This window comes from Allobosea eneae, from assembly GCF_042657265.1.
Taxonomy (GTDB): domain Bacteria; phylum Pseudomonadota; class Alphaproteobacteria; order Rhizobiales; family Beijerinckiaceae; genus Allobosea; species Allobosea eneae.
Genome location: NZ_JBHSLW010000002.1, coordinates 117650 through 131116, shown reverse-complemented (window position 1 = coordinate 131116; position 13467 = coordinate 117650). Strand labels below are relative to the sequence as shown.

The following is a 13467-nucleotide window of genomic DNA, read 5'->3' as shown; positions in this document are numbered from 1 at the left end:
GAGCGTAGGGTGAGGTGTAGGCCGTTCGACCAGTTTCGCGCAGCCTGACCGCGCGGTTGGGTTCAGGCCAACGTTTCCAGTCCGAACACCTCTCCCCTGCCCCTCTCCTTACAGGAGAGGGGTTCTGCCCGCGCGGTTCGAACGCCTCAATTCGCCGCCACCGCCGCCGACCACGGCGAGGCGGCATCACTGATGCCTTCTTGCCCGTCCTGCCCGCTCCGCACCATGTTCGGGCAGGCGAAGTTGAGCGGCAGCACGCCGTGCTCGACCACCGTCAGCGGGCCGACGGCAGCCAACGCATCGAGCGTGCCCTCGGGCAGGCGGGCATCGGCACTGGTGCCGTCGGGACCGGAAACGTCGATGCGTGGCTGATGCGCCGCATCCTCAAGGGTCATCCCGCTGTCGAGGGTGAAGGCCAGCATCTGGTAGACGCTGGCAAGGATGCGCCGCCCGCCGGAGGCGCCGGCGCCATAGCGCGGATAGCCGCCATCTGCCGGCGTCACCACCACCGGGCACATATTGCACAGGGGCCGGGCGCCCGGCGCGATCGCATTGGCGCTGCCCGGGCGTGGATCGAACCACATCATGCCGTTGTTCATCAGCACGCCAGTGTCGGGCAGGACGAGGCGGCTGCCCATCGAGGACAGCAAGGTCGTGGTCAGCGCGACGATGGTGCCCTCGCCGTCGACGACGGTGAGATGGGTGGTGCAGGTCTCGCCCGGCTCCTTCGCAGCTTGCGCCGCGCCCAAGCCTTCGAGCCGGGTGGCGTAAGCTTCGCGCATCACCTGCGAGAGCCGGACGAACCAGGCCGAGTCCGGACCGCCATCCGGCGGCGGGCTTCCCGCCATGCCCTCGACCACCGCCTGCAGGGTCGGCGCCGCCGTCAAGCCGCCGGCGGTGTGGATGCGATGCGTGCCGCGCCAGTCGATTACCGGCGCCTCGCGCACGCTCGCGCGGCAATCGGCGAGATCCTGTGCATCGACTACGCCACCGACGGCGGCGATGTCGGCCGCTAGCTGCTTTGCGAGATCGCCGCGATAGAAATCGTCGAGCCCCGCCTTGGCGAGATGCTCCAGTGTGCTGCCGAGATTGCCGAGCGTCCGGAAGCCCGGCACGCCCTGATAGGGCGGCACAGGCGGCAGGCCGTCCGGCAGGTAGATGCGCGCGCTCTCCGCATAGAGCCTGAGCACCGCGGCCGAGGAGGCGATCTTCAGCGTCGTGTACCAGTCCTGCGCCATGCCCCGCCTGGCCAATGCGACCGCGGGCTGAAGCAGCTCGGAAACGGGCATGCTCGTGCCGAACCGCTCCTTCAAGGTCGCATAGCCCGAAACCGAGGAGGGAATGCAGAAGGACAGCGGTCCGTGAATGTTGCGATCGCCTTCGACCTCCGGCCAGGCGAACAGGTCGAACTTCATCGCACCGGTCAGCGGGTAGTCGGCCGGATCGGCGCGGCGCGGCGCGACAGGGCCGAAATCGACGACCTGCGCCCGGCTCTCGCCGGCCTTGAGCACGACGCCGAAGCCGATACCGCCGAGCCCGCTGTTCCAGGGCTCGACCGCCGCCAAGGCGAAAGCGGTGGCGACTGCGGCATCGGCGGCATTGCCGCCGGCTTCGAGGATCGCCGCGCCGGCGGCGGCGGCCTCATGGTTCTGCGAGACGACGATGCCCTTGCGTCCGTGTGCCGACGGCTTTGTCAGGCTCCAGTTCTGGGTGCGGTAGGCACGTGCTGGCTGGGCTGTCATCGGCGAGGTCCGGTCGGTGTGGGAGAGCGCCATCGTGGCACGCCCCCATCGGGACGTCACTTGAGGATGCCTCAAGCCTGCCCCGCGACCGGTGCGGCTCAGTGCGCCTGGCGCTCCTCGCCCCGCAGATGCACCAGCGCCTTGATCGGCAGATGATCGGAGGCCAGCCGGGACAGCTCGGTGTCGTGCAGATCGACCTGCGTGATCGTCTCGGCCGGATAGGCGACGATGCGGTCGAGCGCCCAGATCGGGAAGCGCGACGGGAAGCTCGGGATCGCCGCCTGCAGCGGCCCGAATTTCGGCGCAAGCCCATGCAGGCTCGACTTCTTGCCGATCCGCCATTCGTTGAGGTCGCCCATCAGGAAGATCGGGCGCCCATCCGTCGGCTTCGAAGCGTTGATCAGCGTCTCGACCTGGCGCGAGCGCGAATGGCGCAGCAGCCCGAGATGCGCCGCGACCACCCGGATCGGCGCGCCACAGACGGTGAGATCAGCGATCAGCGCTCCGCGCGGCTCAACGCCGGGCAGGACGAGCTGCCGAGTCGCGGTGACCGCGCCGTCGCGGAAGAGCACGACATTGCCGTGCCAGCCATGACCCTGCCAGGCGCTCTGCACCGGCACCGGCTTCAGGCCCGTGCGGCGTTCGAGGCGCGCGAGGTCGAGCAGCCCGGAGCGTTCGCCGAAGCGCTGGTCGGCCTCCTGCAGCGCCACGACGTCGGCGTCGATCTGCCGGAGCACCTCGATGATCCGGTTGGGATCGAAGCGGCGGTCACGCCCCACGGCCTTGTGGATGTTATAGGAGGCGACCTTGAGCTCGGTCGCTGGCGAGGTGCTGGCAAGCGCCTGCTGCCCTGCGGCCTCGCGCGTCCAGCTCGACATCTGCGGGGGCCGCAGCACCCTGATCCGGCGCAGCCCGCGCCCTTCGAACTCTAGCATCCGGCCGGCATCTCCACGACGACTCATTCGCTCACGGGGCTCTTAGCTCGAAAAAGCCTAGCAAGAGCCTTGCCATGATCAATTCCCGAAAGCCGCCGGAGTTCGATCCGCTCTGAGCGAACGACTCGTGAGGATAGGGGTTATAGGAAAAACGGAATTCCGGCAGTCGCTGAATGTCATTTCTCGAAGTCTTGATCGCTGCCCTGGCCTTGATCGCGCTGATCGCGGTCGCAGCCGCCTATTCCTATGGCCGCTTTGCCCGCCGCACCAGCGCTCCGCACTCGCATGCACTGCCACCCGCCGAGGCGCAGACCCCGATCGACCGGGCGCTCGCGCCGCTGCTGACCGCCCACCCCGATCTCAATGGCGCGACCCTGTTGGCTGACGGCGCGCGCGCCTTCGCCGCGCGTGTTCTCACCGCACGCAATGCCGGCCGCAGCCTCGATCTGCAATATTATTACTGGCGCAAGGATACCGCCGGCCGCCTGCTCATGCGCGAGATCATCGCCGCCGCCGATCGCGGCGTGCGCGTGCGCCTGCTGATCGACGACATCAACACTCGCGGCAACGACTCGGTCTACCTCTCGCTCGACGCCCACCCCAATATCGAGGTCCGGCTGTTCAACCCGAGCCGGAACCGCTCCAACGGTATCCGTCGCGGCCTGGAGCTGGCACTACGCGCCTTCCGGGTGACGCGCCGGATGCACAACAAGGCATGGATCGCCGATGGCCGCCTCGCCATCATCGGCGGCCGGAATATCGGCAACGCCTATTTCAACGCGGCACGGGCCAGCAACTTCCACGATCTCGATCTGCTCGTTGCCGGCGAGACGGTTTCGCAGGCCGCGGTGATCTTCGATGGTTTCTGGAATAGCCCGAGTGCGGTCCCGATCGCCTCGCTCAGTCGCCCCATCGCACGCCGCCTGCCGAGCCTGCCGGCGCCCTCGATTGGCCGCGACCGCACCAATGCACAGGCTCTGCTGCGCCTGGTCGAAACACTCGATGCCGGCGCAGCCCTCGTCCAGTTGTTGGATGAACTGCGCTGGATCGCGCAAGTGCAGATCATCTCCGACCCGCCGGAGAAAGCCGTCGGCGCTGGGGCGCAGGGCTGGCTGGCACGCCGGCTCTACCGGGCGATCGCCGAGACGCAGAGCGAGCTGCAGATCACCTCGCCCTATTTCATCCCCGGCGAGCGTGGCCTGCAAGCGCTCTCCGACCTTGTCGCGCGCGGGGCCGAGGTCACGATTCTCACCAATTCGCTGGCCGCCACCGACGTCGTCGCCGTCCATGGCGCCTATGCGAGCTATCGCAAACGGCTGCTGCAACAGGGCGTCAGGCTGTTCGAACTGCGCCCGGAACTGATGCCCGCCGGCGTCTCGCTCTTCGGCTCGAAGGGCGCGAGCCTCCACACCAAGGCCTTCACGGTCGACCGGCACACCGGCTTCATCGGCTCCTTCAATTTCGACCCGCGCTCGGCCTCGCTGAACACCGAAATGGGCGTGGTCGTGGTCGATGACGGCCTCGTCGCCGAGATGCGCGACATCTTCGCCCGGGAAACCACGCCGCACTGCTCCTTCCGGCTCGGCCTCGACCATGGCCGCGTCTGCTGGGACGAAGCCTCGCGGCCTGGCGGCCGCCTGTTGCAAGAGCCTTTGGCCGGTTTCGGCCGCCGTCTCACCGCGGCGTTGGTCCGCCTCCTGCCGATCGAATCGCAATTGTGAAGCGGCTTACAGGCTCGCCCAGCTGCTACGCCAAGGCGGGCTGATCGGCCTCGGCCGGCTCGGCGAGCGTCGGGTTGCGTACGAGACGCGGCGCGATGGCGTCGAGGAGGGGCAGCGCGGCCGCGCCGAGCGCTGCCGTGAGCTGCCCGGTGGTGCCGCGCTGGATGCGCGCGATGGCGCGCCCATCGCGCCTCGCGACGGAAAGCGGCAGAGGCTCGGCCGCCACGATCAGGGCGTCGATGACGCTATCGGGCAGGGCGCCGCCAAGGATGATCGTCTCCGGATCGAACAGGTTCTCCAGCATCGCGAGCACCGGCGCGAGCAGTGGCCCGGCCCGGGCGATCCAGTCCGCGACCGCCGGATGGCCCTCGGCATGGAGCCGGGCGATGCCGGCCGCATCGACCTGGACGATGCCCATCTGGCGCAGCGTTTCCTGCAGGGCCGAGGGCGAGACATAGCGTTCGAGACAGCCCTGACGACCGCAGATGCAAGGCAGGCCCTGCGGCACGGCCGGGACATGGCCGAGTTCGCCGGCATTGCCGAAGGCGCCGCGATAAGGCTCGCCGCCGAGCATCAATCCGAGACCGAGGCCCAGCCCGAAATAGACCAGGCAGAAATGCCGGAGATTGCGGCCGATGCCGTAGAGATGCTCACCGACCGCAGCCGCCGTCGCATCGTTCTCGACCGTGACCGATGTTGAGAGCGCCTCGCTCATCAGCGCCGTCACATCGCGCCCGGTCCAGCCCGGCAACGCGGTCGAGCCCACGGTGATCGTGCCCTCGAAGTCGAACGGCCCCGGCATGACGACGCCGCAGCCGAGCAGACGTTCCGGCACGCCCCTCCCAGCCCGAGCCCGCTTCAGTTCCGCCGTCGCCAGACCCTGCACCGCCTCGACCGAGAGGTCAGACAGGGGCACGACGCGCTGCGCCCTGACCTCGCCGGTGAGGTCGACCAGCACAGTGGTGACGTGGTCGGCGGCGATCTCCATGCCGGCGGTGACGCCGCCATCGGCGTTGAGCGCGAACTCGACCGGCGGCTGGCCGCGCGCGGTGCGGCGGCGGCCCAGCTCGACCAGGAACCCCTCCTCTAGCAATTCGGCGACGATGTTCGAGACCGCCTGCGCCGTCAGCCGGGTCAGGCTGGCGATGTCGGAGCGGCCGAGCCGGCCATGCTGGCGCAAGGTCTCCAGCACGACACGCCGGTTGTGGCGGCGCGCCCGCTCGGGATTGGCGCCGAGGGCGACGCTGGGCGCAGCCGGGGTCTTGCGATGCGGCATGATGGGCAGCCTCTTTCGTCCGCACAGGCTGCGCCGGCCATTAATCAAACTCAAGTGAATTAATCTATTGACAGGGGACGGCCTGCGGGGAAGCATGCCCGCCGAACGTCCGGCAGCCGGGAGCGAGCATGCGGGCGGACGTCGCAACGAGACGGGGAGGAAGACCCATGCGCGGCTTTCGCGGATTAGTCCTGGGCATAGCCATGTCGATCGGCGCCATCGCCGGCGCCAAGGCCCAGGCGGTCGAGATCGAGTACTGGCAGTACGTGTTCGACGCCCGCATCAAGGCGATGAACGAGCTGATCAAGCGCTTCGAGGCCGCCAATCCCGGCATCAAGGTCAAGCACACGACCTTCCCCTATGCCGACTACCAGACCAAGATCGCCGCCGCCGTCCCGGCCGGCCAGGGGCCGGACGTGGTCCAGCTCTATTATGGCTGGCTCGACAATTTCGTCGGCGCCAAATTCATCCAGCCGCTGCCGCGCGACGCCTTCCCGCACGACGTGATCGAGAAGGAGTTCTATCCGATCGTCCAGACGATGAAGCGCGACGGCGAGTATTACGGCCTGCCGACCGCGGTGCGCACGCTGGCGCTGTTCTACAACAAGAAGCTGTTCCAGGAGGCCGGGCTCGACCCGAACAAGCCGCCGCAGACGCTCGACGAGTATCTCGAGGCCGCCAAGAAGACGGTGAAGCGCGACGCCGCCGGCAACATGCTCTCCGCCGGCGCCGTGATCGACATGCCGGGCCAGGACCTGCACTGGTGGCGCGAGGTGCTGCTGCGCCAGATGGGCGGCAAGCCCTATTCCGACGACAGCAAGACCGTCGCCTATGACAGCGAGGCTGGCGCCAAGGCGCTGAACTGGTATGCCGACCTGCAACGGGTCCATAAGGTGGGCCAGGCCGGCTTCATGGACGAGGGCCAAGCCGCCTTCCGTGCGGGCCGCGCCGCGATGACGGTCGACGGCTCCTTCCGACTCGGCGCCTTCGGCGGCATCAAGACCTTCGAATGGGGCGTGGCCGAGCTGCCAGCCAGCGCCGACGGTAAGCGCTCGAACTTCGCCAGCTACTGGGTCAACGCCATCACCGCCAAGCCGACCGGCGCCAAGCTCGAGGCGGCCAAGAAGTTCATGGCCTTCACCACCTCGCCGGAAGCGATGCAGGTCTGGCTCGACATGGTCGGCGAGCTCCCCGCCCGCAAGGCGGCCGCCGAGACAGAGAAGAATCTCGCCCACCCGATCTACGGCCCCTTCCTCAAGGCGCTGAACTACTCGCAGGCGACGGTCTTCGTCGACGAGCTGGCGCAGCGCCAGGTCGGGCTCGACATGGCCAACCGGGTCTTCATCCAGAACCAGGACGCCAAGGCCTCGCTCGCCGAGGCCGCCAAGGCCGAGCAGGCGATCCTCGACCGCTTCTACAAGAAGTGATCGCGGTTTCCTGAGGACCAGCACGGCAGGACGCGCCATGACCGCCAAGACCCAAGTCGCCCGCTCCGGCGGGCGCCTCTGGCAAGGCCTCACCTTGCAGCAGAAGCAGGTGGTCTGGGCCTGGGGCTTCCTTGCCGTGCCGATCCTGTTCTACGGGCTGATCCGCTTCTACCCGACGGTCGAGGCCTTCATCATCTCGACCACGAACTGGAACCTGATGAGTTCGCCCGCCTTCGTCGGGCTGGCGAATTTCAAGCGGCTGATGGCCGATCCGGGGTTCTGGCAGGTGTTCCGCAACACCTTCCTCTATCTGATCATCGGCACGCCGCTCAGCCTCGTGCTCGCCTTCACCATCGCCTATCATCTCGACCGCGTCCGCTTCATGCATGGCTTCATCCGGGCGCTCTACTTCCTCCCCTTCCTGACCACGGCGACGGCGATGGCCTGGGTCTGGCGCTGGTTCTACCAGCCGGTGCCGATCGGCCTGATCAACGACCTGCTCTCCTCCTTCGGCTTCGCCCAGCAGCCCTTCCTGCGCTCGACCACGCAGGCGCTGCCGGCGGTATTGGCTCCGGCGATCTGGGCCGGGCTCGGCTTTCAGGTGGTGATCTTCCTCGCCGGCCTACGCGCCATTCCGACGACCTATTACGAGGCCGCGCGGATCGACGGCGTCTCCGATTTCGCGATCCTCCGGAAGATCACGCTGCCGCTGCTGAAGCCGACGATCATCTTCCTCGTCGTCTTCTCCTCGATCGGCTTCCTGCGCATCTTCGACCAAGTCTACAACATGACCAGCGGCGATCCCGGCGGCCCGCTCAATTCGACCAAGCCGCTGGTGCTGATGATCTATCAGACCGCATTCTCGTCCTTCGACATGGGCTATGCGGCGGCGCAGACCGTCGTGCTCTTCCTCGTCCTGCTCTGCGTCTCGCTGCTGCAGCTGCGCCTGCTGAGGGATCGCTGATGACCGGCGCCGCTCTCTCCCCGCGCTTCGCGCCCGGCCGCGTCATGGCCTGGCTGCTGCTGCTCGCCGGCGGCCTCCTGATGCTGACGCCGCTGCTCTTCATGTTCTCGACCTCGCTGAAGGATTCGGCCGATATCTACGACCTCCGCCTGATCCCGGCGGCGCCGACGCTCGACAACTACAAGACCGTGCTGTCGGACGGGCGTTTCCTGCGCTGGTTCTGGAATTCGCTGGCGATCGCAACGATCGTCACCCTGTCGAACGTCTTCTTCGACAGCCTGGTCGGCTACACCCTCGCCAAGTTCCAGTTCCGCGGCCGCTATCTCGTCTTCCTGGCGATCCTCTCGACGCTGATGATCCCGACCGAGATGCTGGTCATCCCCTGGTACGTCATGGCCAAGAATTTCGGATGGCTCGACAGCTATTGGGGCATCATGTTCCCGGGCATGATGACCGCCTTCGGCACCTTCCTGATGAAGCAGTTCTTCGAGACGGTGCCGAACGACTTCCTCGAGGCGGCGCGCGTCGACGGGCTCAACGAGTTCGCGATCTTCTGGCGCATCGCCTTGCCGCTGGTGACGCCGGCGCTATCGGCGCTGGCGATCTTCACCTTCCTGAGCAACTGGACCGCCTTCATCTGGCCGCTGATCGTCACCACCAGCAAGGAGCTCTACACGCTCCCGGTCGGACTCGCCTCCTTCGCGGTCGAATCACAGATCCAGTGGGAGCTGATCATGACCGGCGCGGCGCTGGCGACGATCCCGACGCTCGCCGTCTTCCTGCTGCTGCAGCGCTACATCGTCCGCGGCGTCGTGCTCGCCGGGCTCAAGGGATAGTTGTCATGACCGCCCACACCGATCCGCGCACCAGCGACACATCCGTCTTTCCCGATCCGGTCTACAAGGAGACGGTGCTGCGCCCGCTCTTCGATGCGGTGAAGACGCATCATGTCGCGGGCTTCCGCGCCGTCGACCGCGCCCATCTCGTCATGCTGGCCGAGACCGGGATCCTGCCGCGCGCAACCGCCGCCGAAATCGCCCGCGCCCTGATCGAGATCGAACGCGAGATCGACCCGGCGACGCTGAGCTATACCGGCGAGGTCGAGGATTATTTCTTCCTGGTCGAGGCCGAACTGCGCAAGCGCCTGAATCCGGACGACAATGGCCGCCTGCACACCGGCCGCTCGCGCAACGACATCGAGCACACCCTGTTCAAGCTGGCGCTGAAGCCGCGGCTCGACAGGCTCGCCGCACAGCTGCGCGCCCTGATCGCCGCGGCGCTGACGTTGGCCGAGCGCGAGAAGGATACGCTGATCGTCGCCTATACCCATGGCCAGCCGGCCCAGCCCTCGACGCTCGGCCATTATCTCTCCGCCGCGATCGAGGTGATGCTGCGCGACCATCAGCGCCTGATGCAGGCGCGCGAATTGCTCGATCTTTGCCCGCTCGGGGCCGCCGCGATCACCACCTCCGGCTTCCCGCTCGATCGGCACCGTACCGCGCATCTGCTCGGCTTCAAGGCGCCGCTGCAGAATTCCTATGGCTGCATCGCCGCGGTCGATTACGTCACCGGCGTCTTCGGCGCCGTCGAGCTGGTCTTCCTGCATCTCGGCCGCTTGATCCAGGACCTGCAATTCTGGACCGCCTTCGAGGTCGGCCAGGTCTATGTCCCCAACGCCTTCGTGCAGATCTCCTCGATCATGCCGCAGAAGCGCAATCCCGTGCCGATCGAGCATCTGCGCCATCTGGCGTCGCAGAGCGTCAGCCGCGCGAGGCTCGTCCGGGATGTCGTCCACAACACGCCGTTCACCGACATGAACGACAGCGAGGGCGAGACCCAGGAAGCCGGCTACCAGACCTTCGAGACTGGCGGGCGCGTGCTCGATCTGCTCGCGGCGCTGCTGCCGGCGCTGTCTATCGACAGCCGCCGCGTCGCCGAGACGATCCGGCGCTCCTGCATCACCATCACCGAGCTCGCCGACACGCTGGTGCGCCAGGAGGACCTCTCCTTCCGAGCGGCCCACGAGGTCGCCTCGGCCGTGGCGCGCGCCGTCGTCGCCAACGACGGTGATCTGCCGCGCGACGGCTACGAGCCCTTCGCGGAGGCCTTCCGCCACGCCGCCGGCCGCGAGCCAAACCTCAGCCGCGAGGACTTCGCCACGGCGGTCTCGCCCGAGAATTTCGTCGCCCTGCGCGAGCGCTTCGGCGGGCCGGGGCCAAAAGTGTTGGGCGAAGCGCTCGCCGGCTATCGCGCCGAACTTGCCATAGCCGAAGAGGCTGCCGCCGCGATGGCGGAACGGGAGGATTCTGCGCGCCGCGAGTTGGATGCCGCCTTCACCGCCCTCGCAGGAGCCGCCTGATGGCCGGGATCGCGATCGAGAAACTGGTCAAGCGCTACGGCACGACCCAGGTCGTGCATGGCATCGACCTCGACATCCAGGACGGCGAGTTCGTTGTCTTCGTCGGCCCCTCCGGCTGCGGCAAGTCGACGACGCTGCGCATGATCGCCGGGCTCGAGGAGATCAACGACGGCACGATCGCGATCGGCGGCCGGACCGTGAACCGGCTCGAGCCGAAAGAGCGGAACATCGCCATGGTGTTCCAGAACTATGCGATCTACCCGCATATGAGCGTCGCCGAGAACATCGCCTTCGGCCTCTACACCTCCGGGCTCGACAAGGCGCAGAAGCGCAAGCGGGTCGAGGAGGTCGCCGAGGTGCTCGGCCTGACGAAACTGCTGGAGCGCCGTCCCTCGGCGCTTTCAGGCGGCCAGCGCCAGCGCGTCGCCATCGGCCGCGCCATGGTGCGCGACCCCGCCGTCTTCCTGTTCGACGAGCCGCTCTCCAATCTCGACGCGCAATTGCGCGCCCAGATGCGGCTCGAGATCAAGCGCCTGCACCAGCGGCTCGGGACCACCATCGTCTTCGTCACCCATGACCAGGTCGAGGCGATGACGCTCGCCGACCGGATCGTGGTGATGCGCGACGGCCATATTCTCCAGGTCGGCGCGCCGATGGAGCTCTACGAGAAGCCGGCCGACGTCTTCACCGCCCGCTTCATCGGCTCGCCGACGATGAACATCGTGCCGGCGAAAGCGACTGCGGAGGCTGGCCACAGCGCGCTGCAACTCGGCGAGAAGCCGCTGGCCTGGCCCGCCACGCTCCCGGCCGACATCCTGGTCGGCGTCCGGCCGCAAGAACTGCGCGTGCTGGGCGAGGGCAAAGCCGCCGACCTCATCCTCGCCGGCACGGTGGCCGTGGTCGAGCCGCTCGGCCCGGAGACCTTCGTCCATGTCGAGGCTGAAGGTGGTCTGCTGCTCGCCTCGGCCCCGGCCAAGAACCCGCCAGCCGTAGGCAGCGCCGTCAGGCTCGGCGCCTCGGCTGCGGCTCTGCGCCTCTTCGACGCCAAGAGCGAGCGCGCCCTGTGACATCCAGGCCGCCACGGCCGGACGGGCTCGTCCTGAGCACCGGCCGGCTCTATTGCGATCTCGTCTTCCGCGGGCTGCAAGCAATGCCGCGCCTCGGCGAGGAACGCTTCGCCGACGACATGGCGATCGTCCCCGGTGGCGGCGGCTTCATCACCGCAGCCCATCTCGTTGGACTCGGCCGCCCCACCGCCTTGCTCGCTCGCCTCGGCGAAGACCCGCTCGCGCAATCGCTCCGGCCGGCGCTCGAAGCCAGCGGTGTCGATCTCACCTTCCTGGAGCGCGCCATCGACGCCGGCCCGCAGCTCACCGTCGCGATGGTCCAGGACAGCGAGCGCGCCTTCCTTTCGCGCCGTGCCGGCCCGGCCCGGCCGGCGACGCTACCCGCCGCCCTCGGCGATGTCCGCGCTGCCCATCTCCACATCGCCGAATTCGCGACGCTGGCCGAAATCCCGCATCTCGTCACCGACGCCAAGCACCACGGCCTCACCGTCTCGCTCGATCCGAGCTGGGACGATGCGTTGATCCGCTCGCCTGATCTGCTCGCCCTTTGCAACGGCATCGACATCTTCCTGCCGAACGCGGCAGAAGCGCGCGTGATCGCCGATAGCGACGATCTCGATACGGCCGGACAGCGGCTTGCCCGGCACTTCGCGCTGGTGGTGATCAAGGATGGTGGCGACGGCGCCCGTCTCTTTCAGGGCGAGGACAGCATCGCGCTTCCCGCCGCGCCCTGCCCGGCGGTGCTCGACACCACCGGCGCGGGCGATGCCTTCAATGCCGGCTTCCTCGCCGCCTGGCTCGCCGGGAGATCCCCCGAACGCGCCATCGCCGAAGGCATCGCCTGTGGTAGCCTCTCGGTCCAGAGCGTCGGCGGCACCGGCCGCAAGCTCGATCCGCGCCAGGTCGCTGGGATCGCCGATCAATTGCTGGAAACACGGCTGCGTCGCCATGGCTGAAGCCCTGCTCACCCGCGAGGCGGCCGAAGCCGCCGATGTCGCGTGTCACCAACGCGCGGAGAACGGCGCAGCCATCGCCGATCTCGTCCAGCGCCTGCGCATCAAGCGGCCGGCCTTCGTCGCGACCTGTGCCCGTGGCTCCTCCGACCATGCCGCGACCTATGGCAAGTACCTGATCGAGCGCGCGCTCGGCCTGCCCGTCGCCTCGCTCGGCCCGAGCCTCGCCTCGGTCTATGGCGGCGAGCTCGATCTCTCGCGCGCGGTGTTCATCGCCGCCTCCCAATCCGGCCGCAGCCCCGACGCGCTGCTGCTGACCGAGGCAGCCAAACGGGCCGGAGCGCTCGTCGTCGGCTTCGTCAACGACGAAGCCTCGCCGCTCGCCGGCATGGTCGACGTGCTCGTGCCGTTGCGCGCCGGCCCGGAACGCAGCGTCGCCGCAACCAAGAGCTTCCTCGCCACCTGTCTTGCCTTCCTGCACCTGGCAGCCGAATGGGCGCAGGATGAAGACCTCTCCGCAGCGCTCGCACAGGCGCCGGAAGCGCTCGACGCCGCCGGACACTGCGACTGGACGCCGGCCCTGCTCTCCTGGCGCGAGGCCAGCAGCCTCTATGTGATCGGGCGGGGCCTCAGCTTTGGCATCGCCCAGGAGATCGCCCTCAAATTCAAGGAAACCTGCCGCATCCATGCCGAGGCCTTCAGCGCCGCCGAGGTGCTGCATGGGCCGCTCGCGCTGGTCGGACCGGGCTTTCCGACGCTAGCGCTTGATCCCGGCGACGAAGGCAGCGAGAGCGTCTGCGCCGCGGCTACGGCCTTCGCCGGGCTCGGTGCCGATCTGCGCTATGCCGGCGGCGGCGTGGGTGCGGCAAAACACCTGCCGCTACCCTCCGGACTGCCCACCGCCCTGCTGCCGCTTGCACAGGTCCGCACCTTCTACGCCGCCGTGGCGGCACTCGCTAAAAGCCGGGGCCTCGACCCCGACCGCCCGCCCCATCTCTCCAAGGTGACGCGGACGGTCTGATC

11 protein-coding genes are annotated in these 13467 nt (G+C 68.0%); 8 read left to right on the top strand and 3 right to left on the bottom strand.

Features of this window, described 5'->3' with window-relative positions; all coding sequences use genetic code 11:
- Positions 1-146 precede the first annotated feature (146 nt).
- Together ACFPOB_RS00865 and ACFPOB_RS00860 are read right to left on the bottom strand one after the other, a co-directional pair.
- Entirely contained in the window at positions 147-1775 is a 1629-nt protein-coding gene (locus ACFPOB_RS00865; RefSeq protein WP_377795130.1) for a gamma-glutamyltransferase, read from the bottom strand.
- A 65-nt stretch (positions 1776-1840) separates the two neighbouring features.
- Positions 1841-2620, bottom strand: a complete 780-nt coding sequence (locus ACFPOB_RS00860; RefSeq protein ID WP_377795157.1) for an endonuclease/exonuclease/phosphatase family protein — start codon at positions 2618-2620, stop codon at positions 1841-1843.
- Positions 2621-2850: 230 nt separating this feature from the next.
- On the opposite strand from ACFPOB_RS00860, the gene ACFPOB_RS00855 reads away from it, so the two are divergent.
- Complete coding sequence (locus ACFPOB_RS00855; RefSeq protein ID WP_377795129.1) at positions 2851-4398, top strand: phospholipase D-like domain-containing protein; 1548 nt, start codon at positions 2851-2853, stop codon at positions 4396-4398.
- Positions 4399-4423: 25 nt separating this feature from the next.
- Here ACFPOB_RS00855 and ACFPOB_RS00850 read toward each other — a convergent pair whose 3' ends face one another.
- The gene (locus ACFPOB_RS00850) at positions 4424-5674 is read right to left on the bottom strand and encodes an ROK family transcriptional regulator (protein ID WP_377795127.1); all 1251 of its coding nucleotides are present in this window, start codon (positions 5672-5674) and stop codon (positions 4424-4426) included.
- Between the two features lie 203 nt (positions 5675-5877).
- Here ACFPOB_RS00850 and ACFPOB_RS00845 point away from each other — a divergent pair, with 203 nt between their 5' ends.
- From ACFPOB_RS00845 to ACFPOB_RS00815, 7 genes are read left to right on the top strand one after another with little or no spacing between them, the layout of a single operon-like run.
- Positions 5878-7101, top strand: a complete 1224-nt coding sequence (locus ACFPOB_RS00845; protein ID WP_377795126.1) for an extracellular solute-binding protein — start codon at positions 5878-5880, stop codon at positions 7099-7101.
- Between the two features lie 37 nt (positions 7102-7138).
- Positions 7139-8065 (top strand): carbohydrate ABC transporter permease, encoded by a 927-nt coding sequence (locus tag ACFPOB_RS00840; RefSeq protein ID WP_377795124.1) that lies wholly within the window; start codon positions 7139-7141, stop codon positions 8063-8065.
- Complete coding sequence (locus ACFPOB_RS00835) at positions 8065-8901, top strand: carbohydrate ABC transporter permease (RefSeq protein WP_377795123.1); 837 nt, start codon at positions 8065-8067, stop codon at positions 8899-8901. Before ACFPOB_RS00840 ends, ACFPOB_RS00835 begins: the two co-directional genes overlap by 1 nt.
- Before the next feature lie 5 nt (positions 8902-8906).
- Positions 8907-10424 (top strand): argininosuccinate lyase, encoded by a 1518-nt coding sequence (locus tag ACFPOB_RS00830; RefSeq protein WP_377795122.1) that lies wholly within the window; start codon positions 8907-8909, stop codon positions 10422-10424.
- Positions 10424-11491: an ABC transporter ATP-binding protein gene (locus ACFPOB_RS00825; protein WP_377795121.1), complete on the top strand. Its 1068-nt coding sequence runs from the start codon at positions 10424-10426 to the stop codon at positions 11489-11491. The genes ACFPOB_RS00830 and ACFPOB_RS00825 overlap by 1 nt, the downstream gene beginning before the upstream one ends.
- Positions 11488-12447, top strand: a complete 960-nt coding sequence (locus tag ACFPOB_RS00820) for a carbohydrate kinase family protein (RefSeq protein ID WP_377795119.1) — start codon at positions 11488-11490, stop codon at positions 12445-12447. The genes ACFPOB_RS00825 and ACFPOB_RS00820 overlap by 4 nt, the downstream gene beginning before the upstream one ends.
- Positions 12440-13465, top strand: a complete 1026-nt coding sequence (locus ACFPOB_RS00815; protein WP_377795117.1) for an SIS domain-containing protein — start codon at positions 12440-12442, stop codon at positions 13463-13465. The genes ACFPOB_RS00820 and ACFPOB_RS00815 overlap by 8 nt, the downstream gene beginning before the upstream one ends.
- Positions 13466-13467: the final 2 nt, after the last annotated feature.